This is a genomic window from Citrobacter sp. RHBSTW-00599, assembly GCF_013784065.1.
GTDB lineage: Bacteria > Pseudomonadota > Gammaproteobacteria > Enterobacterales > Enterobacteriaceae > Citrobacter > Citrobacter braakii.
The window spans coordinates 783,359-804,789 of sequence record NZ_CP056717.1 but is presented as its reverse complement, the minus strand read 5'-3'; the positions used below and the strand labels follow the sequence as shown (position 1 = coordinate 804,789).

The 21,431-nt window shown below is 46.6% G+C and carries 21 protein-coding genes and 4 pseudogenes; 23 read left to right on the top strand and 2 right to left on the bottom strand.

Annotated features, from left to right (window positions below; translation table 11 throughout):
• Positions 1–1,161 precede the first annotated feature (1,161 nt).
• From HV243_RS03890 to HV243_RS03780, 23 genes and pseudogenes are all read left to right on the top strand, one after another.
• Positions 1,162–2,265 carry a hypothetical protein gene (locus HV243_RS03890; RefSeq protein WP_047660998.1) on the top strand — a complete coding sequence of 368 codons (1,104 nt, stop codon included), beginning with the start codon at positions 1,162–1,164 and terminating at the stop codon, positions 2,263–2,265.
• A 163-nt stretch (positions 2,266–2,428) separates the two neighbouring features.
• Positions 2,429–3,316, top strand: coding sequence for a GTPase (locus HV243_RS03885; RefSeq protein ID WP_047661008.1), 888 nt, complete (start codon positions 2,429–2,431; stop codon positions 3,314–3,316).
• A gap of 205 nt (positions 3,317–3,521) precedes the next feature.
• The gene (locus tag HV243_RS03880) at positions 3,522–3,923 is read left to right on the top strand and encodes a hypothetical protein (protein WP_047660999.1); all 402 of its coding nucleotides are present in this window, start codon (positions 3,522–3,524) and stop codon (positions 3,921–3,923) included.
• Positions 3,924–4,019: 96 nt separating this feature from the next.
• Entirely contained in the window at positions 4,020–4,487 is a 468-nt protein-coding gene (locus HV243_RS03875; protein ID WP_000727137.1) for a hypothetical protein, read from the top strand.
• Positions 4,488–4,677: 190 nt separating this feature from the next.
• Positions 4,678–4,928 (top strand): annotated as a pseudogene (locus HV243_RS03870) (DUF905 family protein).
• Between the two features lie 115 nt (positions 4,929–5,043).
• Positions 5,044–5,862, top strand: coding sequence for a DUF932 domain-containing protein (locus HV243_RS03865; protein ID WP_001234374.1), 819 nt, complete (start codon positions 5,044–5,046; stop codon positions 5,860–5,862).
• Positions 5,862–6,125: a hypothetical protein gene (locus HV243_RS03860; protein WP_038633754.1), complete on the top strand. Its 264-nt coding sequence runs from the start codon at positions 5,862–5,864 to the stop codon at positions 6,123–6,125. Before HV243_RS03865 ends, HV243_RS03860 begins: the two co-directional genes overlap by 1 nt.
• A gap of 77 nt (positions 6,126–6,202) precedes the next feature.
• Positions 6,203–6,598 (top strand): antirestriction protein, encoded by a 396-nt coding sequence (locus HV243_RS03855; protein WP_052322945.1) that lies wholly within the window; start codon positions 6,203–6,205, stop codon positions 6,596–6,598.
• Positions 6,599–6,650: 52 nt separating this feature from the next.
• Positions 6,651–7,136, top strand: coding sequence for a DNA repair protein RadC (radC, locus tag HV243_RS03850; protein ID WP_038642868.1), 486 nt, complete (start codon positions 6,651–6,653; stop codon positions 7,134–7,136).
• 11 nt (positions 7,137–7,147) lie between these two features.
• Positions 7,148–7,369, top strand: a complete 222-nt coding sequence (locus HV243_RS03845; protein WP_038633763.1) for a DUF987 domain-containing protein — start codon at positions 7,148–7,150, stop codon at positions 7,367–7,369.
• A 22-nt stretch (positions 7,370–7,391) separates the two neighbouring features.
• Complete coding sequence (locus HV243_RS03840) at positions 7,392–7,751, top strand: type IV toxin-antitoxin system YeeU family antitoxin (RefSeq protein WP_038633768.1); 360 nt, start codon at positions 7,392–7,394, stop codon at positions 7,749–7,751.
• 48 nt (positions 7,752–7,799) lie between these two features.
• On the top strand, positions 7,800–8,177 hold the full coding sequence (locus tag HV243_RS03835) for a TA system toxin CbtA family protein (protein ID WP_040063377.1): 378 nt from the start codon (positions 7,800–7,802) through the stop codon (positions 8,175–8,177).
• On the top strand, positions 8,174–8,665 hold the full coding sequence (locus HV243_RS03830; RefSeq protein WP_040063379.1) for a DUF5983 family protein: 492 nt from the start codon (positions 8,174–8,176) through the stop codon (positions 8,663–8,665). The genes HV243_RS03835 and HV243_RS03830 overlap by 4 nt, the downstream gene beginning before the upstream one ends.
• A gap of 29 nt (positions 8,666–8,694) precedes the next feature.
• On the top strand, positions 8,695–8,889 hold the full coding sequence (locus tag HV243_RS03825; protein ID WP_047661001.1) for a DUF957 domain-containing protein: 195 nt from the start codon (positions 8,695–8,697) through the stop codon (positions 8,887–8,889).
• Between the two features lie 80 nt (positions 8,890–8,969).
• The gene (locus HV243_RS03820) at positions 8,970–9,818 is read left to right on the top strand and encodes a DUF4942 domain-containing protein (RefSeq protein ID WP_040229927.1); all 849 of its coding nucleotides are present in this window, start codon (positions 8,970–8,972) and stop codon (positions 9,816–9,818) included.
• Between the two features lie 760 nt (positions 9,819–10,578).
• Entirely contained in the window at positions 10,579–11,820 is a 1,242-nt protein-coding gene (locus tag HV243_RS03815; RefSeq protein WP_053390097.1) for an S-type pyocin domain-containing protein, read from the top strand.
• Positions 11,781–12,356, top strand: a complete 576-nt coding sequence (locus HV243_RS03810; protein WP_081000505.1) for an S-type pyocin domain-containing protein — start codon at positions 11,781–11,783, stop codon at positions 12,354–12,356. Before HV243_RS03815 ends, HV243_RS03810 begins: the two co-directional genes overlap by 40 nt.
• Entirely contained in the window at positions 12,356–12,823 is a 468-nt protein-coding gene (locus tag HV243_RS03805) for a DUF6392 family protein (RefSeq protein WP_047358704.1), read from the top strand. Before HV243_RS03810 ends, HV243_RS03805 begins: the two co-directional genes overlap by 1 nt.
• Positions 12,824–12,984: 161 nt before the next feature.
• Positions 12,985–13,227, top strand: a pseudogene (locus HV243_RS03800) (transposase); the annotation flags it as partial.
• Positions 13,228–13,457: 230 nt separating this feature from the next.
• Complete coding sequence (locus tag HV243_RS03795) at positions 13,458–14,798, top strand: IS110 family transposase (protein WP_008786676.1); 1,341 nt, start codon at positions 13,458–13,460, stop codon at positions 14,796–14,798.
• 7 nt (positions 14,799–14,805) lie between these two features.
• Positions 14,806–15,720, top strand: a pseudogene (locus tag HV243_RS03790) (IS3 family transposase); the annotation flags it as partial.
• Between the two features lie 945 nt (positions 15,721–16,665).
• Positions 16,666–16,929, top strand: coding sequence for a FaeA/PapI family transcriptional regulator (locus tag HV243_RS03785; RefSeq protein ID WP_072058784.1), 264 nt, complete (start codon positions 16,666–16,668; stop codon positions 16,927–16,929).
• A 254-nt stretch (positions 16,930–17,183) separates the two neighbouring features.
• A complete protein-coding gene (locus HV243_RS03780) occupies positions 17,184–18,122 on the top strand; it encodes a hypothetical protein (protein WP_141201951.1) in 939 nt (312 codons plus the stop codon).
• 238 nt (positions 18,123–18,360) lie between these two features.
• On the opposite strand, the pseudogene HV243_RS03775 reads toward HV243_RS03780, so the two are convergent.
• Together HV243_RS03775 and HV243_RS03770 are read right to left on the bottom strand one after the other, a co-directional pair.
• Positions 18,361–18,743: pseudogene (locus tag HV243_RS03775) on the bottom strand (transposase); the annotation flags it as partial.
• A 374-nt stretch (positions 18,744–19,117) separates the two neighbouring features.
• Positions 19,118–21,271 carry a C10 family peptidase gene (locus HV243_RS03770; protein ID WP_181603930.1) on the bottom strand — a complete coding sequence of 718 codons (2,154 nt, stop codon included), beginning with the start codon at positions 21,269–21,271 and terminating at the stop codon, positions 19,118–19,120.
• Positions 21,272–21,431: the final 160 nt, after the last annotated feature.

The following is a 21,431-nucleotide window of genomic DNA, read 5'->3' as shown; positions in this document are numbered from 1 at the left end:
TACGGGAGAGATTAATTTTTTATTCAGCATACCGATTCAGGTTGTCAGCCATGAAAGTATGTTATTGCGTATCATTTTTCACATGTGCTGTAACAGTAATTTCTTATCGTAAAATAGAATGGGTGTTCATCACACAGGAAAGTCTGACAATCATGACGTTTTACGGCAAAGAATAAATAATGATTTAGTAAACATTGAACATACCGTGATGTCTGAAAAAAATCATCATCCGGTAGACGAAGGAATGCTGTACTTACTGAGGATTCATTATTTCTGGATACAAAGGAGTAAGTAAGTGGGTAAATAACACATCTTTATAAAATAACATTAATAACCTTAATGTTTCTTTTCACACAATCAGTAACCTCCAGAGAATACGCTCACCACGCAGGTTTAAGTTATTCACGCCATGGTGTTCTAATGATATTAGAACACCATTTCTGTCTTCCCCGACTTGATACCTGTACAGCAGGCATGTGCTCATGAAAGATTTGTATACGCATACTTTTTGACTCCCGGAACGGGTCACCCTGCCACTGTAATATTTACTGCAATAGTATTTTGCCGTTATTTATGCCGGTACGGGCTTTTCTTCCTGATTACTCCCCCGGTATTTTCAGGCACAAAAAACGTGGAAGTAAGAGAGTAATTATTGGTTACTCAGGAAAAACATTCCATGCGCGGCCCGGAAAACATGAAAAAAGGTAAATTCATGACGGGCTAACGTATTTATTTTCGAGGGGAAACTGCATTCTCCCCGGCGATAACAATCAGACCACAGAATGCTCTGCAACTGGATGACAGGATAAGATACTCCCTGACCAGGTAAACACAGTCGGAAAAACAGTCTCGCTGTAAGACGCTGATCGGAAGTAACGGAACACCCTCAGTCGCCTGAAAAGACAGTCAGAATCGTTTTCACCTTAAAATCATGTCATAACAATCTGAAACAACAGAAAAAAACAAACACACAAAAAATGACAAACAAATTATATATAATTCATTTAATTCAATTAATTAAGAGACAATCATAAGCTCTGAATAATGCTTAAAAGGCTATGTTTTACCATGCCGGTTCTGTGATCTAATCACTCTTAATTCAGAGCTTTATACGATATAATTCGGAGGTATAAAAACAGAACCAGTATTCGGGAGAGCAGAATGAGAAGGGACGGACTGAATGATTTTTATGAAGTGAACTTTCTGAGGTTAAGGGAGATAGATGCCACGTATCCATCGGAACCCATACGTTACGTGGACCTGGCTGACATATACAGCTTCATCAGCTTTAAAGATGCAGAATGTGAAAAAATACCGCCTGATAAACTTTCCACTAAAAAAAGAAAAACGCAGGTAACAGATGGCTACGCATGCAATCTTTTGTCGGACATTCTTAAATATGAGAATTCATTACACCCTGGCTCACCCCGTTCTCTCGTGGGAACGCATAAACATTTGAAACTTCATTGCGAAGCAACTCCAGAATATAAAGAGGAACTGAAGAAAAATCTTATTCACAAAGAAGATGTGTTACTTAAAATCCAGAATGAATATGACACAATAAAAAATAAAGCATCCGGAAAAATTTCAATAATCCCGATAAGTTTTCACCTCAATGACGAAACTGGCGGGTTCCTTCAGCACATCACCGATGACTTAACCATGATTAACATGGCCTTTGCCTCGATGATGAGTAAAATAAAACACCGCACAATGTACAGCCGGATAGCAGGACATGTAAGACTGGGCATGCTGGATGAGAATTTTGAGCCTTTCGCCCATGTGTTATTTTTTATTCAGGGCGGGGCTGTCAGTCATGACTTCATAAGGGAAATTATTGAGGTCTGGTACTCATTCATCCCTGAAGACATTGAATGCAGGGCAGGTATTTCTGGCTTCGACTTTAATTTCTTACTCAACTTCCAGCGTGAAGTCATCAACAAACAAAAAAGTTCTCCCACGCCAGGAGGAATAACTTTTTTCATATCCGACATACTGAATCCGTTCCCTGATGTCACTGCACCTGGCTATCGGCGTCATGAACCCTGCACATTATTCTCCCGTCTGCTCAGAAGAACAGAAAGGGAAGATAACATCAACAGAACCCACCGACGACGTCTTGCTGACAGGGAGACAGAAATCAGTGCGACTAAAAAAAAGAGTGGTTATAACAAACTAAAAAACACATCAGCAATTCACAGGGAATATTTTTTAAGAATTGCAAAAAAAGTCAACAAAATTCCTTTTATGCGTACCATAAACTGAATAAACATATCTGCGGGGCGTGCGCCCCTGCTGATATCTGAATAAAATGCTATATCCGCATTTTTAAATTTTTCTCAGTTATATATCACCTCAGTGAATTCCCTCCCGTTTACTTCAGTCAGGCCATCCCCACCGGATGGCCTTTTATTATGCCGAGGCTTATATGAAACATCCTTCGGGCTATGCCCTTATCCGTCGCCATCTGCGGCGCTATCCCCGTATTCTGCGGCAGCATCTTCTCCGGGAGCTCAGCCGCCTCGTCGCGTATGAACCCGTGATTGGCATCATGGGCAAGACCGGCGTCGGCAAATCCTCGCTGTGTAATGCGTTGTTCCGGAGTGAAGTCTGTGCGGTGAATGCCGTGGAGGCCTGTACCCGTCAGCCTCAGCGTGTACGTCTGCGCTTCGGTAACCATTACCTGACGCTGGTGGATTTACCCGGTGCGGGAGAGAGCATCAGCCGTGACAACGAATACCGTGAGCTGTACCGCGAACTCATGCCACAACTCGATATGGTGCTGTGGGTGCTCAAGGCCGATGACCGCGCATTCTCGGTGGAAGAGCTTTTTTATCAGGAGGTATTCGCACAATACAGCGGACCGCTGCCACCGGTGTTATGGGTCCTCAACCAGGTGGATAAAACCGAACCTGCAGCGCACTGGAACTGGTTATCGGCGCAGCCATCAGCATTGCAGGCTGAACGTATTATACAGAAACAACAGACCGTGGCCCGTCAGATGGGAACAGCAGAGACGAATATTCTTCCGGTGTCAGTCAGGGGGCGGTACCACCTTCCCCGTCTGGTGGAGGCGATGATTACCCGTCTCCCAAAGCAGGCCCGCAGCCCGCTGGTGCCTCACCTGCAAAGCGGGTACCACACCCCCGGCATTATCACTACCGCCCGCAACAGCTTTGGCGATGCCGTGGTGGAAGTGATTGACGCAGTCATCGACCTGGCCCCGTTGCCACAGGCTGCACGTTACGCGCTCCAGACCGTCACACACACCGTGGCCCGAGCGGCCCGGACCGTCTGGTCCTTCTTCTTTGGCTGACTTCCACATCGATTAGCCTGTCTTCCGTTTCGATAAATAATTTTGCCCTGTCACGATCGATTTTGTCGATCGACCCGATCGGTTTTATTCATTATCCCTGGTAAATATCCGGTTATAGAATTCCTCAGGGATACTGTATTCAGCCATTTACTGATTAAAAATCAATGCGATGAATCGCAGGAGCGCATTCGTCCGGAGAAAAGTAATGAAAAGGTTTTTTATGATACTAACCACCAGTCTGTTGTTCACCTCACTTCCTTCCCTGGCCGCCAGTGATACGCCCGTTACAGTGAAGGTCAGCCATGCCGGTCCTGAGTGCTATGGCTGCGTCTATGTCACCGTGACAGCAAAAACCGACACCGTTCTGATAAAGAAAATCGATGTTAACCGGGGAAAATGTCCGATGCTGACACACCGAAAAATAGCCTACAGGGGCCGGAACGTGGACGGCTGGTGGCCCACAGATAAACCGTTCACACCCCGTAAAATGACCTTCGCTGAGAGTGTCTTCTGGAAATTTGGTCACACTTTGGATTTTGGTAAAGCCTGCAATTTTGTTGAGGCCCGGGTGTTCACCGATCAGGGCACATTCACCGTCAGCCAGTGATATCGCCAGTATCACTTATCAGCCCTCTTTCTTAACGCGTCTCAATGTCTTCAGGAGAGACCCGTATCGTCTTAACCATCACCCTCAGGGAATACTATGAAAAAGAAAATACTGCTTTTCACTCTTCTGATATCTGCTCTGACTCCGGCAGTGTCACAGGCCTTCGGTAACCGTGATACCTGGGCCAGCGGCTGGGGTCAGGGCGTGTCTGAGTTTGTAATTCTGGGGAAAGGACAGTCACAGCTTTACCTGACCTGCGAAGACACCGGCTCACAAGCGGCCACCCTGACCTTCACCGACGCAAACGGTCATCAGGTCAGGATGGATAACGGCCAGTCGCTGGACATGAAAATTGACGATGAGGAGCCTGTCAGCGTCAGTGACAGCGAGTCACATGTGGGCTCAGACAACGTGGCATGGGCATGGGATAAACTGCGCACCGGTAAGCGGGTCATTGTGTCCGGGGAGGGCGTAAAGGCAGCCGTGTTTACGCTTAACGGTGCGGGGAAGGTCCTTCCCGCGTTCGGGGACAGCGGCTGTCTGCCGAAATATGCCCTGCCGTAATAAAGACAGGTAACGCCTTTTTTCTGAATTCATTCACGCTCACGACAACAGGAACCTCAGTCCATGACGCATATCCCGGTTCAGGCAGCACACACCCGCCAGCCCTGACCACTGCATCAGTATTTCACACCGCCGACGCCCTGCTCATTTGAGCGGGGCGTTTTCTTTTGTTTCTCATCAGGGATCAGATATGCAGACCACTGATAATGCGTCGCTGCCACCCGGCCCCTTCACCCGCCGACAGGCGGAAGCCATGGCCGCACGCTATCTCAACGTCACCGTCGAAGACGACCAGGGCCCCATTTTCGTCTGGTCATCCGCGACTGCCGTGGCATGCTGATATGGCGGGACTGGAATTTTGCCCCGCAGGCCGGAGAGATGCTGAACCGCTATCTCATCAGCGACGGTATTCCTGTGTCACCACAGCCACTGAGCCACTGAGCGGCGAAGTCCTGCTCATTTTTCAACAGAACACAGTCCCCCACAGGCCATGCACCTTCCGGAGCATGGCCTTTCTGCTTTTATGCCCTTTAACCCGATATCAGAGGTATTAACCATGCGCTTAGCCAGCCGTTTTGGTGCGGCCAGTCTCGTACGCCGCGACCGCCCACTGACCCGTGATGAACTGGCACACTATGTGCCCAGCGTATTCAGTGAAGAAAAGCACGAATCACGCTCAGAACGTTATACGTATATCCCGACCATCACACTGCTTGATAATCTGCAGCGGGAAGGCTTCCAGCCGTTCTTTGCCTGCCAGACCCGCGTTCGCGACCTGAATAAACGCGACCACACAAAGCACATGCTGCGTCTGCGGCGTGAGGGGCAAATCACCGGTAAACAGGTCCCCGAAATCATCCTGCTTAACAGCCACGACGGCTCCAGCTCATACCAGATGCTGCCGGGCCTGTTTCGCTTTGTCTGCCAGAACGGACTTGTCTGTGGCGAAACCTTTGGTGAGGTTCGCGTACCGCACAAGGGGAATGTGGTGGATAAAGTCATTGAAGGGGCTTATGAGGTGCTGGGGATATTTGACCGGGTGGAGGAGAAGCGGGATGCCATGCAGTCACTGCTACTTCCTCCGCCGGCACAGCAGGCGTTTGCCAGAGCCGCCCTGACGTACCGCTTTGGGGAAGAGCACCAGCCGGTGACGGAAGCACAGATTCTGTCTGCGCGACGCTGGCAGGATGAAAGTTCCGACCTGTGGACCACCTACCAGCGTATCCAGGAAAACCTGATTAAAGGCGGTCTGCCGGGCAGAACAACGAAAGGTAAACGGGCCCACACCCGTGCGGTTAACGGCATTGACGGCGACGTGAAGCTCAACCGCGCCCTGTGGGTAATGGCGGAAAGCCTGCTCGGGAGCCTGAAGTAATGCAGTGTATTCCTGGCGGCGTGATTCAGGTTTCGCCACATCCGTTCTCCCTGATCAGTGAGCAAAGCTGCCGCTCCATCTCTGATGACGACCTGTGCGCCTGGTGCTCTCACCTTCTTTATCGTCCCGGTGAACTCAGCCAGTGCGGCATAAGTATCCCTGAGGGGCACTGGCCTTCACGCTGTGATGATGATGGCTATGTGCAGTTCTGTCCGTCACTTTGTCACAACAACCCACATGAAAATACAAAGGAAATCAAATGAACAACATACTCACCCTGACCAGTCCGGTGACTGAATCTCTCACCTCACCACGTACTGATACAGACCGCATCGAATGCATGCCCGTACCCGATGAACAGCGTGCCGCCTTCTGGCCGCAGCAGTTTGGCAGCATACCGCAGTGGATAACCCTTGAACCCCACATTTTTGGCTGGATGGACCGGTTTTGCAGGGACTACAGCGGCGGGATATGGAATTTCTTTACCCTCAGCAATGGCGGTGCATTTATGGCCCCGGAGAACGAAAACGATGAGAAATGGACACTGTTTAACAGCATGAACGGTAACGGCGCAGAGATGAGCGCTGAGGCTGCCGGGATAGCCGTCTGCCTTATCGCTTACAGTCATCACGCCTGCCGCACCGAATGCGATGCCATGACGGAGCACTATTATCGCCTGCGGGACTATGCCCTGCTGCACCCGGACTGCCACGCAATTATGCGTATCATTGATTAGGGGAATAACCATGACGAATCCGGCCCCCTTACCCACGTCATCGCAGCCTGATATGTTCCCGTCACTGACCTCACCACACCAGGAAGTCCCCCTGTCCCCGTATGCCCGGCGAACGTTACGGCGGGCAATGAACCTGCTGGAGCGCCAGTTGCGTGAACCCGGTGTGGCCTTCACCTCCGCCGGTGCCACCCGGGACTGGCTGCGTCTGCGCCTGGCAGGGGAAGAGCGCGAAGTGTTTATGGTGCTGTTCCTCGACAACCAGAACCGCCTCATTGCCCACGAGATACTGTTCACCGGCACTATCAGTCATACCGAAGTCCATCCCCGGGAAGTGGTGAAAGCCGCCCTGAAACATAACGCAGCCGCCGTCATCGTTGCCCATAACCATCCGTCAGGCCTGGCGGAGCCCAGCCAGGCTGACCGCCGCCTCACGGAACGTCTTAAGCAGGCACTGGACCTGGTGGATATCCGCCTGCCGGACCATCTGGTGGTTGGCGGCATGGAAGTAGTGTCATTCGCTGAACGCGGCTGGCTGTAAGGAGAGCAGCGATGAAGATTATCAGCAAACGTCAGGCGATGGCGCTATATCGCCAGCATCCTGAGTCCAGGCTGTTTCGCTTCTGTTCCGGAAAATACGCCTGGTCCGGCAGCGTCTGCCACTATGCAGGGAAGGAGGTCCAGGATATCAGCGGCGTCCTGGCCGTGTTCGCTGAACGTCGCCAGGACCGCAACGGCCCGTATGTCGTTCTGCGCAGCGTCACCCTCAGTTAACTCATATTCAAGGAGCACGACCTTGTTGAATAAAACACTGCCGGCAAATCATCATATTTCTGAACCGTGGTGGGGACTGAAACGTAATATCACCCCGTGCTTCGGTGCACGGCTGGTACAGGAAGGCAACCGGCTGCATTATCTGGCCGACCGCGCCAGCATCACCGGGACATTCACCGACGCGGATTTGCGCCATCTCGACCAAGCGTTTCCGGTACTGCTGAAGCAAATGGAACTGATGCTGGTTTCCGGCGAACTCAGTCCCCGCCATCAGCACTGCGTCACGCTGTATGCAAAGGGACTGACCTGCGAGGCTGACTCACTCGGATCGCATGGCTATATCTATATAGCGATTTATCCGACACCATCAGTAACGTCATAACCCCCGCAACACCTTTCTTTTTACCCCTTCAACAACGAGATACCCCTTATGCAAACACAACCCGTATCCCCGGCACGGGAGGCTTCTCCACGTCTGTCACCCGTGGAGATTTGGCAGCGACTTCTGAGCCACCTGCTGGATCATCACTACGGTCTGGCGCTAAACGACACGCCGTTTGGCAACGACGACGTGATTCAGGAGCACATTGACGCCGGTATTTCCCTGTGTGATGCCGTCAATTTTATCGTCGAAAAATACGATCTGGTACGCACTGACCGTTACGGATCCAGCACTACAGAGCAGTCACCGCTTATCAGCAGTATCGATATTCTCCGCGCCCGTAAGGCCTGTGGACTGATGACACGTAACGGCTACAGAGCGGTGACAGATATCACTACAGGCAAATACAGCAAGATGACCCGATGAAGCTGTCTCTCAACGTGGAAGCTGATGCCATCAACGTTCTGGCCCTCAACATGGGGCGTATCGCAGTGGATGTCGATGGTATTGAATTGTCCGAACTGATCGCCGCGGTAAACCAGAACGGCTGCTCACTGCGGATCGCGGATGAACCTGGGAAGATCGCCGTTGAATTCCCACGGCCCCCTTTTACATCATTACCGGGGATGTGCTGCAGTACTGCGCACCTCACGGAGGAAGACAATTCACTGTTGTACGCCCTGTCACATCAGCGCGAAGACTTCGGCGAGTCGGAATGGATTATGTACACTGGTTCAGGTTATCTGATTCGCCTGTATGCCTGGTCGTTTCCGGTATTACGGCTCAAACGCCTCGGACTGTCGAAAGCCTGCCGCCGGTTAGTGATAACGCTTATCCGTCGCTACGCCGTTGGCATTGTTCATCTGGATGCCTTTGGCGAAGTGCTGCCCGGCTTTGACGTTTTCGACTGGTAACCCCACCTCAATCACCACAAGGTTTTCACATGCCAGAATTAACCACTGAAACCGCTCTCGATATTTTGATTTGCTTGCTGCAGGACAACATCTGTTGCGACAGCGGGATTATCTTCGATAACGACGAAGTAAATACCGATTCAGCCGTGCTGTTGCCATGGATTGAACAGGCACTCAGGGATGTTCGCGATCTTCAGCGTCTGCAGCAGACCAGTACAGATTAATTACCTGTCCGTACTCATCACTTACCCATAAGCGCCAGCCCTCACCGACTGGCACTTTGCTTTATATAAGGAAATAAATGATGTCAGACCTTACTCTTAACGAACCCGAAGTATTAACCGGCCACACAGACGTTATTTGCTCCACCAGCATTGAGCGCATCGTCACCGGACGTAATGCGGCGCTGGCGCAGATTGAAGTGCTCATGCAACAACTTAGCGATATTGCAACACTGACCCGCAGTATTGGCGGTAAAACCGCTCTGGACTGGGCCATGAAGCAGGAATTCCGCCGTGGTTGCTGGTTGATGGAAAAACCAGAAACAGCGATGAAAGCCATTACCCGTAATCTCGATCGTGGTATATGGCGCGATTTAATGAAAAAGTCAGGGATGCTTTCCATCATGGACGCTCAGGCTCGTGATCAGTGGTACAGAAATCTTGGGGGGGAGAACATTCCTGCAGTCAGCGAAGCCAACATTCTGAGCACTTTTGAGCAACTGTATCTGAATAAAGGTGATGTGTTTGAGCGGGGTGTCATTAACGTCTTCAAAGGGTTGAGCTGGGATTTTAAGACGAACAGCCCCTGTAAATTTGGAGGGAAAATCATCGTCAGTGGGCTAGTCAAATGTGACCGGTGGGGATTTGGGCTTCTCTGGGGCTGGCAACGCGATCGGTTAGCTGACCTTGAGCGGATGCTGATGCTTCTGGACGGAAAACCGGTTCCCGACAACCGTGCCGACGTCACCCGTCGTCTCGCCAATCATATCCATGAAAACAGGCACAGCAATCGTTACGAGGATGAGATGTTTGCAATCAAATACTTTCAGAAGGGAACTGCTCATATCACCTTTAAGCGGCAAGAACTGGTCGATAAGCTGAATGACATCATCGCACGTCACTACCCTGGAATGCTGGCATCCGGACAGTAATCAGGGGCCTGCACATATGTGAAATGTCAGTATCAGTGCAGAGTTAAACAAACCCCTTGCCAGGTTCGCCTGCTTATGGACAATATGATACTGACGTTCCTGGTGCTTTTCTTCTGGTGGTTTGTTACTGGATTCTGTAACGCACCAGGAGCGTCACCAGACAAAGGACCATCATAAAGTATCAACACATCAGCCTGAGGCGAGTATCCCACTTATCGTCACCGATTCGGGTTTCGGATTCATACCAATCGGGAATGAGGGTACAAATGAGGGCATAAATATAATCACATCAAAAATTTTACTTATAAATCATAAAGATAAAACAAAAGATCGATTCCGAGTCCGGCACCACTATTTAAAGAACCCAGCCTATGGCTGGGTTTTTGCTTTCTGGGGTTCCGGTAGATTTCAGGTCGCGCTGGCGGCAGATGTTACCCCCCAGCATCTGCCATCCAACATGAACATTTCTCTTAAGTAGCCACCAATCCCTCTGGTTGCTGTAGGCCCATCTGTCAGAATTCAAATTCCCAATAGACACTATTTCCATCATGCGTCATGGCTAATGAATTCATTGAAACAAGTCTGTACCCGGTCTTTGTCCGGTCTGAAGTAAAGCGAGAACCACAAACCTTGAGCCTAATGCCCAACCTTTTCCAACAATCCCTCTATATCACACTGAACGCTTTTCACCCCAATTGATTTAGCTTTAGTCATCTTTTGGGTATTATGCCTGCGATATCAATATGATTCATAGGGGATTATGGCTACGGGATACTTTCTGTATCATCTGGATAAAACCAGATGCGGGGGGCGAATTCTTTCCGGTGCGTCTGACACCGATTATGAAATCGGCGGCATTGTACGGCAGCAGGTCCGGGAGGGAGACCCGGTGACTTGCGGGAAGCATGAGGGGCTTTTCCGCGTCTGTGGCGGCATGGGAGACACCTACGAAGTAGGCGGTGTCCTGAAAGAGTGGGCGGGTTCGTTGGATAGTTACAGCTCCTGCCCCTGCCGGGCCCGGTTCGTTCCGACAGTATTTTCACACTATTATGAAAGTGATTGTAATGCCGGTCGCGTGGCCGAGCGGGAACGGGAAGCTAAACAGGCTGAGGCTTCTGCTGCACTGGTCGGGAGCGGAGCACAGGGGGAAGGGTCTGACAGCGTGAAACTGGCCCCTGTACCAGTTTTTGCCAAATCTTGCCTGCGTGGGGCCGGATGTACCGATGCCGGAACCGAGGATGAGCCACAGGCAAACTTTGCTGCGATGAGCATTTACCAGTCACTGCCTGCTTCTCCGCCCCCAGAGTCATCCTCAACGGCAACCAGCAATGAGCCAGAACAGCACGCTCAGGCGGCGAAGAAGACAAAGACCACCTCCGGGCTGATTGATGCCGTGCCGGAGAGGAAAAAATCCCTGTTTGATAAAGTAACGGGATTCTTCTTTGGTGAAGCGGAAGCAATGCCACTTCCCCCGCCACCTGTTGTTATGGGCGGTTCAGCCGAAGCAGGAATGGCTGCTTCGGCAGGAGGGGCTACAACAAAAGCGAATCAGGACGCAGCTAAGGCATTAACGTACCAGATGAAACACCTGTCCGGGCCAGCGGTATGGGAAAGCCGGTTTGAACTGAATTTACCGTTCGTGGTCATGGGGGCAGTACTGCACTCAATGCTGAAAGGTGAAAAGTCTGACCTGCTGACAGCGGAGAAACTGCTCGCGGTAGCCCAAAGCGGCGGTACGGTACCAACACGGGTACGCTATAACTGGGTGGAAGACCCGGAAACCGGGCGGCTGAAAGCCGTGGGCTATCACACCAGCCCGGAAAGTGGGCGTGATCAGCTGAAAGTCAGGCTAATGGAAAAGCGATTTGACGGGAAATACCGCTTTTGGGGTGATGGACCGGGCGGAAAGGTACAAATAACATGGACACCAGCCGATGCTCCGGGCAACACATATGCTAGTGGGTGGAACACCGGGAACCAAAGCCACAGGCCGGAACGGTAGCAATTCCGGGGCTTGAACACCCTGACATTCAGAGCGTGACCATCACCACCACGCCACCGCCAGAGGAAAAGGACTTCCGGGACTATATTCTGGTGTTTCCGGGCAACGTCCATCCGCCGATTTACATCTATCTCAGCAAGCCTCCAGTGGAACTGCTGGAAGTTGACTTATATAGCAACTTCACAGGTAGAGCACGAAACGGTACTCATGCTGATCACATGCCCTCAGCCGCAGCAGTACGGGCCTACTTACGACGTGAATTCCCAGACGCAAAACCTGCCGAAATTGACCGTATGGCGAAAGACGTTGCGTCTATCATCATTCCTGCTGATATTCACCAAAAACTTAGTGCCACTTATGGCGGCAGAAATAGTCCTACGCAAATACAGCAAGACTCCAGAGATTTGCGAGCGGCTGTAGAACGCGACATTGAGACCATACGCACTGAGCTTAAACAGCGTGGCGTAACAGATAGCCAAATCGATGAAGCAAAAGCTAAGATGCATCAATTAAATCAGGAACAGGGATTATACTAATGACCGTTAATGTCGAAGCATTGATTCGCTACTTAGGTAAGCCATATCAGGAAATTTTTGATGCCGGATTGATTCCCTACAAGACCAAGCCGACAGGCTACCCGGGAGATCCTGATCTAACGTTAAGCATGATGAATGAAGGAATTTACTTAGCCTTTAAGCGAGAAGGTACAACGCTTTTTTCAATTGAGCTTTTTTTACAGAATGAGAAGAAAACGAACTATAAATTTCCTAATGAGCTGCCATCCCCACTACAACCTGAGATGGTGCGATCTTGGGTGCATTCACAATTCGGACCTCCTGACAGATTCTTGCCTCCCCGGAAACGGTTACGCCAAGAGATTGGCTACACAGATTTGTTCACAGTAACGGATTTTCATATTCCGATCAGTATGCAAGTCGATTACGACTTGCAGGAGCGAGTCAAAGAGGTGGCATTCATAGCAACATCTGAGCTCCGCTGGTAATGGTCATAACAGCACCTTTCGGGGTGCCGTTTCCAGCCTCACCCAGGAAAAGAAACGTTAAGGTCATCACAGAAAGCTGAATCATGCATGACAGAATCTGAATCGCCACAGGTTTAACAGACACCTCGGAGTCATTTAAAATGGCTTATAGAGAGGTGCACATGAGCAGTAAGCGTTATCCTGAAGAGTTTAAAATTGAAGCAGTCAAACAGGTTGTTGATCGTGGACATTCTGTTTCCAGTGTCGCAACACGTCTCGATATCACTACCCACAGTCTTTATGCCTGGATAAAGAAATACGGGCCGGACTCTTCCACCAACAGAGAGCAGTCAGATGCTCAGGTTGAGATCCGCCGACTCCAGAAGGAGCTGAAGCGGGTTACTGATGAACGGGACATATTAAAAAACTGTCCATGGGTGAAACCCCGTCCTGAGTCTCAGAAACTCCCCGGAAAAGTTGGCAGGCTAATTTAGCGAAGGAAGCAGCCGTCGGCCTTTTGGTGGTATGACCCCGTAAAAAAACATGGTTCAGGGACTGTGGCGGATCCGGCAGTGGTGACTTTGATCCCGTTCAGGAAGGTGATTTCTCCGTCGTCCCCTCCTTCGTTCATCGAAAAATGAGCAAGGAGATTTCCATGAAAAAATCCTCCCGAATGTCTGTTATCCATCCTCATGCTGCGGGCGTTGATATTGGCGCTGAATTCCACGTAGTCGCCGTTCCACCGGATGCTGACGCCGAGCCGGTCAGAACTTTTCAAAGTTTCACTGGCGACCTTCATCGGATGTCCGACTGGCTCAAAACCTGTCACATTACGACCATTGCCATGGAGTCCACTGGCGTTTACTGGTTGCCTGCTTTTGAGATCCTTGAGGCTGCGGGTTTCAATGTGATCCTTGTTAATGCCAGAGACGCAAAAAATGTTCCCGGTCGCAAGACTGATGTCAATGACGCACAGTGGCTGCAGAAGCTGCATTCATTTGGCCTTCTTCGGGCCAGTTTCAGACCTGAACACGACATTTCCGTACTCAGGTCTTATTTGAGACAACGGGAACGCCTGACTGAATACCGGGCTGCTCATATCCAACATATGCAGAAGGCGTTGATGCAGATGAATGTTCAATTGCATCATGCCGTATCGGATATTACTGGCGTTACCGGTCTTTCAATCGTCAGAGCTATTGTCAGTGGTGAGCGCGATCCTTCAGTATTGATCCAGTATCGTGATGTCAGATGTAAAAAGACGCCAGAGGTTCTTCAACAGGCACTGACAGGGAACTGGCAGCCTGAACATCTTTTTGCACTTGAACAGTCGGTGGCATTTTTCGATTTTTACCAGGAAAAAATCCGTGAGTGTGATGATCAAATCGAAACTTCATTATTGCAGCTCAGCACCGGAACTGAAGAGCCTGAAGGAGTATTGCCCTCCGCCAGACATCGTACAAAACAGCCCAATCAGCTTTCCTTTGATGTCAGGCCATTACTCTGGAAAATTACCGGAGCAGACCTGACACAGATACATGGGTTCGGACCTTATCTGGCACTAAAATTCGTTGCCGAATGCGGTACTGACATGAATCGCTGGCCGGATGCGAGCCATTTTACCTCGTGGCTGTGTTTGTCCCCGGGGAATAAGATCTCCGGTGGAAAAGTACTGTCCTCGAAAACACGGCGTTCATCCAGTCGAATTGCTGCTGCACTAAGACTGGCAGCCACAACAATTGGCCGGAGCGATACAGCGCTGGGTGCTTTTTATCGTCGATTATCATCCCGTATCGGGAAAGCAAAAGCAGTCACTGCAACGGCAAGAAAACTGGCAATACTGTTCTACAATGCCCTTAAATACGGTCAGAAATATGTCGATCCTGGCGCGGATTATTATGAAGAGCGCTACCGTAATCGCGTACTCGACGGGCTTAAACGAAGGGCAAAATCACTGGGTTACTCTCTCCAGCAAGATCCCGAGTTATGCGTGTGAACCGGGAGTTTCTCAGGAAAGCCGCGGCGTACTTCGCAAAGCTGTCCGACTGAGGTACGCCTTTATCCGTGACAACTCCTGTTGTTGGCCCGTTCGTCTACTCTGCCGGATTCTGAATGTTCATCCGAGTGGGTTTTACACCTGGCTTCAGCAGCCGCATTCACTACGGTTTCAGGCGGATCTCAGACTGACAGGACAAATCAAACAGTTCTGGCTGGAGTCCGGTTGCGTTTATGGCTATCGAAAAATCCATCTCGACCTGCGAGATAGCGGGCAACAATGTGGGATTAACCGGGTCTGGCGGCTGATGAAGTGTGCCGGGATAAAGGCTCAGGTCGGATATCGAAGCCCACAAGCGCATAAAGGTGAAGTCAGTATCGTGACACCCAACAGGCTCCAGCGACAGTTCAACCCGGAAGCTCCGGATGAACGTTGGGTAACGGACATAACTTACATCCGAACCCACGAAGGCTGGCTGTATCTGGCCGTAGTTGTTGACCTGTTCTCGCGCAAAGTTATCGGCTGGTCAATGCAACCCCGGATGACAAAAGATATTGTTCTGAATGCGCTTTTGATGGTCGTGTGGCGACGTAATCCCCAAAAACAGGTGCTGGTTCATTCTGACCAAGGTAGTCAGTACACAAGCCATGAGTGGCAGTCGTTCCTGAAATCACACGGTCTGGAGGGCAGTATGAGCCGTCGTGGTAACTGTCACGACAACGCAGTTGCAGAAAGCTTTTTCCAGCTACTGAAGCGTGAACGGATAAAGAAAAAGATCTACGGAACACGGGAAGAAGCACGCAGCGATATTTTTGATTACATCGAAATGTTTTATAACAGTAAGCGTCGGCATGGTTCGAGTGTTCAGATGCCACCGACGGAATATGAAAAGCAATATTATCAACGGCTCGGAAGTGTCTAGATTATCCGTGGCGATTCATCCTGTATTCCGGGTTTCTTGTGTGTATATCAGTCGGATGAACGTATTGCATTAGAGGAAGGGGGCAGAAATTTATTGGTCGCTGCATTATTTCCGCCCCCCAAAATAATTTTATTTCAGCCTGCAATAGAATTCATTTTAATTAGAGTAATTATCAAATGCATCACTTATATATTTTTCATAGTGATTATTTTGGCTAATTTATTTTATAACCTTGATATACTAAGACAAGAAATTATTAATAGTGAGTCATCCGTGCTAATCCACACACCAAAAAGGATTTCAATACAGCGGTATAATCGGTATGAATTTCAATCCCAACGGGAGTGGAATGGGTTCTTTTTCTGGTGAACTCACAGAGTTGGATACTAATACTACATTTGATGTGCTGAGAATAATCCATTTCAATTATTTGATTGAGTAATATAGTTATTTCACATTATCAAATTTTGTTATTAAGAAAAATGTTAACGATTCGTCTGATGATCAGATGTTTAATCGACTGATGTTTGATTTGAACGCATCCGATCGTCGAATTCGAGTTGAAAGGGTGAAGGACAACGCTTTCCTTATCGAAAATACATTTAATCCGATTTCATTTGCACCGAAAGGTGATGAACTGGCAGTATAGGAACCTGAGCATGAACAGAACTTCATGCTTAAAAACAAATAAATATTGGAACATAAACCTATATTTACATCACAACCCAACTAAATGTATTAATCGATAACCTTTTAAGGATATCGTTTGTATCAATCCTGAATTACTTAAGAGTTTTTTCCTTATGAGCATGAATGCTGATTATCTGGTGCCTGGTGAAACGTAATTCGGAATGAATATAATAAAAAAGTTTACTAAAAAAGATGCAAAAAGCGAAATTAGTTTAGAAGTGAAAACGAAATTAGTTTAGAAGTGAAAACAATGAAATGGATGTTTCTTTAAATAACATTGAAAATCTTAATGAAACAATGCACCTTGCTAAAGGTCGTAAAGGACTTACTAACTTGAGTACCATATATCAAACGCTCAGCACATCTTCTGAAGCAGGATTGACAACAAGACAGATAGCAGATAATTGTGGACTATCCATTTACGTTACCCGGAACTGGTTAACAAAGCTAAATCAGGCTGGGTTGATATGTTGTCATCTTTTTGATGGAAAATCTTTATATTGGTCTATTGATTTGTAATGCTCTTTTCTATATCAATTGCGATAGTAGTTCGTACCTTTCATGAGAAAGGTATGCGTTCTAACATTTTCAATCCAGTTCTAATTAATTATTTTCCATCAACTCAATATATAACACCAATGATATATTTTAAATTTGATATAGATATTAGCTATATTACTAATGTATGTGTCTTATGCTTGAAAGTATATATAGCTCAAAGTCGGATGTAATGTCAGAATAAATGTTATTCATGTACTAAATGGGTATAAGTTATGAAAATAGTAGTATCAATAATGATAATTTTATGTTGTGTGTTTCTTCTCGCATCTAACTCAAAGGCAGTGATTATGGGTATGCCTTTACCTGACAGGTGCCCGAGTGGTTCAATCGACGTTACGAGCTACAATACTGTATGTAAGCCGAACACACAAAATAGCTATTTTGGTGGAGCTACAACATGGTCTGGACGCAATGATACACAGGCGAACATGTATGATGGTTTTGAATCCTATGTTCCATTTACTGGCAAATGGAGAATGGTTACTCACTTTTGCCCGGGAAATGCAATCTGCAATTTGCAAAATGCAATTAGCCATTATGTAAGTTCTAAAGAAGTTGAATTGAATACAAGCAAAGGTATTTCTTCGCAAAATCCTGACTTTGGGGGAGGGGCAGGGCCCTCACAATCTCAGGCCGGTACTGTATGCTTTACTTTTCAAGATGAACAAGGCAAACAGTGGAGCACTTCCGCAGACAGAACATGCCAAGATGCTACCCTGCTGCCCGAGGAACCTTCAATATGTTACATAAATTACAATAATAGTGATTTAAATGTTAGCATGGGTGATGTTGAGCGAACTGATATTACATCAAACCCCATGCTCGGGGCTGTCGGGAATATTAAAAAACAGCTAATAATTCTATGTAATGGCGAAGAAGCAAGTGTAACGTCTAGCACACAGTTTAAGTTTACTCCCCTGTCAGTTGGAGGTAATCAAGTGATTCAGTCATCTCGCTCAGGCCTGGGTATCGCTTTATTTTATAATGGTAAAGCGGCAAGTACCACGGATATTATTAATGAGACATTTATGACTGGGAATAATGAGCGTAACATTGAATTTCAGATAGTACGAGACCCAAACATGAAACCTGAGGATATTCCTGCCGACGCATTTACAGCAAACGCTGTAATGATAATAACGATAGAGTAATATCATTCATTGTATTAAGCATAATATTTCAAAAGCATTCACTTTCCCAAATGAATGCTTTTTTGGTTCGGCAGCAGGAATGGAATTTAACATCGCCATACTGTAAACACACCCGTTTTAGTTCCACGCACTTCTTGAGATTTCCGTGTTTTTGGCCATCAGCCTGTATTCTTCCGCCCACTGCGCCGGTGCAGCGACACCAGTTCTGGCCCATTATCCATCCGCATCTTCAGCGGATATCGGGCTGATAAAAACACACTGTCCTGCTCAGCGATAAAGTCCTGCATGTCTGACGTAAGCTCATGCCAAATTGCACCGTCAGATAGCTGACGGGCTTGCACTTTATAGCTGGTTTTAAAACTTATTTTCGATGACGTCTTTCAACGCGCGGCATTCCAGACTGAGGTCGGCAAATATCTGTTTGAGACGCCGGTTCTCATCCTCAAGATCCTTTATCTTTTTAATATCAGAAGCCTCCAGGCCGCCGTATCTGGACTTCCATTTGTAGTAAGTGGCTTCAGAGATACCGGCCTCCCGGCAGACATCCTTAACAGTTCGTCCGGCTTCAACCGACTTAATCACGGCAATGATCTGATGCTCAGTAAAACGGGCTTTACGCATAGCAATCTACTTTGTTGGCAGATTGATTATGCCGGAGGATCTCTAAATGTGAATGGCACGATTATGCGGGATACTTACACATCGGCCCGTTGAACTCACAGTGATTACCGGTCTACAAGAGTGACGAAATGAGAGTTGTTCCTGTACCTAAATCCCAGACTGCATTTTCAATAGGCAGATGAAACAGAATTATGACATGTAATAACAGGTATTACTTGATGATGGTTGTATCTAAAAAAGGGGGCAGAACAAGCGCCCCCATGAATTGCTGAATAACCTGACACAGGAAGAGTACAGGCTGATGACTTAAAGCCCGAATGTGTCAGAATTAACACGAGCGCGCTACATTTATTATACCAACATAAAAGAGCTAGCTAAATAATAGTAATACTTATCCCATCTAAGACCTCATTCGTGTATCCATACACTTTCTCTGGCAATGGGTCATTATAATGATCACATACGATCTGGACATAGAGTGTATATTTACCACTTGGAATATGTTCACTAACCTTCGAACTGATGGTGTTGGAAAAACTTTCATTTAAATAGATAAGTCCTTTTTCAGACCCTATTAAGTACTCATTAAAATCCTCATCTTTTAATTTAACATTGAACGTTACAATTTCCACACTTGGAAGATGCGAATATTCAATCATATATTGCGATGAAAATGTAACATCAAACTGTTCTAAATGATTGAATTCATTCTTACTCACTTCAATACTTTTAGTCAGGAACATAAAATCATAAGGATTCCGGTAAAATATATTGACTAGTGCTGGATTACTAACGGAAATATCTTCAGGCTTAACAATATATCGATTCTCATTATCGTCGAAATCACTATGCGTCAACCGTATTGAATATTCTGCAACAGGGTGTGACTGATCAACATTGAGTTGACCAGGGTTTATATTAAGGTCAATCTTAATTTCCCCCAGTTCTGTAACCCCATAACTTTTTTTATTACTCCTGATAATACGTCCGTTTACATCCAAATATTCAATGTAAAAATCGTAAAGCTTATTACCTTCAAAAACTATAGGTTGAATAACAACCTCAGATGGTGGGTAAGTTGCACCTGAATATAAAACATCTGGTAGCGGTATATTCTTTGATAAGGAAAAAAATTCACTATAATTTTCTTCTGATAAAATATAAACATCAGATTCAAATAAATCTAACTTCTCGAAAACGGGGAACACTTCTTCACTTTTTGTAGCAATAATAACTCTATAATTTTGTTCTACAGATATTTCATTGAAGTCGCCTTTAATTACAAATGGTGAGTTTTCACCATTATCTAAACGTACAATAGTACTACCTAGAGTTTTAATAATGTTAGTATTGATATCAGTAAGCAATAGGAAAAATTCTTTTTCCTCATCAATCTCACTATGTATTTTTATTTCTACTTCTATTTGACTTCCATAAGGAATAGTAGTGGGAATCACTACATCATTTACTAAATGTAATGTCTCACATACATGCCGATTAATCGTAACCTTTTCTTTTAAGATATTATTGCTACTATCCTTAAGCTTTTGCATCATACCATCTTTGCTAAGATACATTACTTCCACATATCTTTCGCCAAAAGATATATCAATCGGCATTTCAATAGAAATTATTAAACTAGACTCATCACCTGATGCGAGGGAAATATTAACATTTTTGCTTATAACATTTCTTTTAAAATTATTTTTATCACAGGAAACTAAGTTCAAATGTCCCTCAAAACTAGTATCTGTAATATTTTTTATAACGACCTCAACAGAACTCGAAGATAGCTGGGTTAAAACATTATTAGTTACTAATAATTTTTCTGCTACCAACAACGGTTCAGATGATGGCCTAATGCCAAATATAATACACACTGGTTTACAACCCTGCATATCATTAGTTAAGTTATAGTAATAGCTACTGCCCCCCCCCCAGCCATAATTAAAAGAAAAAACACCATCCCCCATGTAACCATCACATACAGTTGAATGCCCTGGAATATCAACCAAAACAGGGAATCCCATTTGCAGGTTTTCTATAACGGCATCGTTTATAGTTGATTGTTGAATATAATCGGTAAAGTTATTCGTCTCTTTGTATGAGATATATGATATGTCATCTTCATAGCTAAAGTTATCGACAAGCGCACTTATCTCTTCTAAAAAATCCAGTTGAGAGCTAGATGATAAACCAAAGCGCGTGTTGATTGCACATGCAACATGTCCAATCATAGTTGATATTGCATCTCGTGCTTCTTCTGATAGAGCCTTATCATCCATTAAATCCCAACGATACACATATCCATCGATATTAATTTTTGGATCTTCTGCCATAATACCATTAATCATCCCCTTACCTTTAGCTGGATAGAAATTAGCTCTCATTAATTGAGCAATAGCCAGAGCAGTACAACCAACTAAGTACGGTTTTACAAAGTTATTATACGGTGCCGATTGAATCCATTGACTTGTTGTTAATGGTCCTATAAGATACTCTCTTTCTTTCACACTTGCGCGTTTCATTTTCCATCCTCAATTTCAAAACAATTAATTAACACTTTATAGATTATTTAAATTTCTGACAGCAAATAATAAAAACCATAGACCTACAATGAATATCATTTTGACTTTATATTCTAAAATCAGTATTGCCCTCCCATTCTGGACCATACACCGGTAAAAA

What these genes read in the sequence shown, in the direction of transcription:
- HV243_RS03830 (WP_040063379.1), top strand. Translation starts at nt 8,174, where the DNA reads ATGAAGCTGTCTCTCAACGTGGAAGCTGATGCCATCAACGTTCTGGCC.
- HV243_RS03820 (WP_040229927.1), top strand. Translation starts at nt 8,970, where the DNA reads ATGTCAGACCTTACTCTTAACGAACCCGAAGTATTAACCGGCCACACA.
- HV243_RS03805 (WP_047358704.1), top strand. Translation starts at nt 12,356, where the DNA reads ATGACCGTTAATGTCGAAGCATTGATTCGCTACTTAGGTAAGCCATAT.
- HV243_RS03770 (WP_181603930.1), bottom strand. Translation starts at nt 21,271, where the DNA reads ATGAAACGCGCAAGTGTGAAAGAAAGAGAGTATCTTATAGGACCATTA.
- HV243_RS03890 (WP_047660998.1), top strand. Translation starts at nt 1,162, where the DNA reads ATGAGAAGGGACGGACTGAATGATTTTTATGAAGTGAACTTTCTGAGG.
- HV243_RS03825 (WP_047661001.1), top strand. Translation starts at nt 8,695, where the DNA reads ATGCCAGAATTAACCACTGAAACCGCTCTCGATATTTTGATTTGCTTG.
- HV243_RS03860 (WP_038633754.1), top strand. Translation starts at nt 5,862, where the DNA reads ATGCAGTGTATTCCTGGCGGCGTGATTCAGGTTTCGCCACATCCGTTC.
- HV243_RS03785 (WP_072058784.1), top strand. Translation starts at nt 16,666, where the DNA reads ATGGATGTTTCTTTAAATAACATTGAAAATCTTAATGAAACAATGCAC.
- HV243_RS03880 (WP_047660999.1), top strand. Translation starts at nt 3,522, where the DNA reads ATGAAAAGGTTTTTTATGATACTAACCACCAGTCTGTTGTTCACCTCA.
- HV243_RS03885 (WP_047661008.1), top strand. Translation starts at nt 2,429, where the DNA reads ATGAAACATCCTTCGGGCTATGCCCTTATCCGTCGCCATCTGCGGCGC.
- HV243_RS03835 (WP_040063377.1), top strand. Translation starts at nt 7,800, where the DNA reads ATGCAAACACAACCCGTATCCCCGGCACGGGAGGCTTCTCCACGTCTG.
- HV243_RS03815 (WP_053390097.1), top strand. Translation starts at nt 10,579, where the DNA reads ATGGCTACGGGATACTTTCTGTATCATCTGGATAAAACCAGATGCGGG.
- HV243_RS03795 (WP_008786676.1), top strand. Translation starts at nt 13,458, where the DNA reads ATGAAAAAATCCTCCCGAATGTCTGTTATCCATCCTCATGCTGCGGGC.
- HV243_RS03780 (WP_141201951.1), top strand. Translation starts at nt 17,184, where the DNA reads ATGAAAATAGTAGTATCAATAATGATAATTTTATGTTGTGTGTTTCTT.
- radC (WP_038642868.1), top strand. Translation starts at nt 6,651, where the DNA reads ATGTTCCCGTCACTGACCTCACCACACCAGGAAGTCCCCCTGTCCCCG.
- HV243_RS03875 (WP_000727137.1), top strand. Translation starts at nt 4,020, where the DNA reads ATGAAAAAGAAAATACTGCTTTTCACTCTTCTGATATCTGCTCTGACT.
- HV243_RS03855 (WP_052322945.1), top strand. Translation starts at nt 6,203, where the DNA reads ATGCCCGTACCCGATGAACAGCGTGCCGCCTTCTGGCCGCAGCAGTTT.
- HV243_RS03865 (WP_001234374.1), top strand. Translation starts at nt 5,044, where the DNA reads ATGCGCTTAGCCAGCCGTTTTGGTGCGGCCAGTCTCGTACGCCGCGAC.
- HV243_RS03845 (WP_038633763.1), top strand. Translation starts at nt 7,148, where the DNA reads ATGAAGATTATCAGCAAACGTCAGGCGATGGCGCTATATCGCCAGCAT.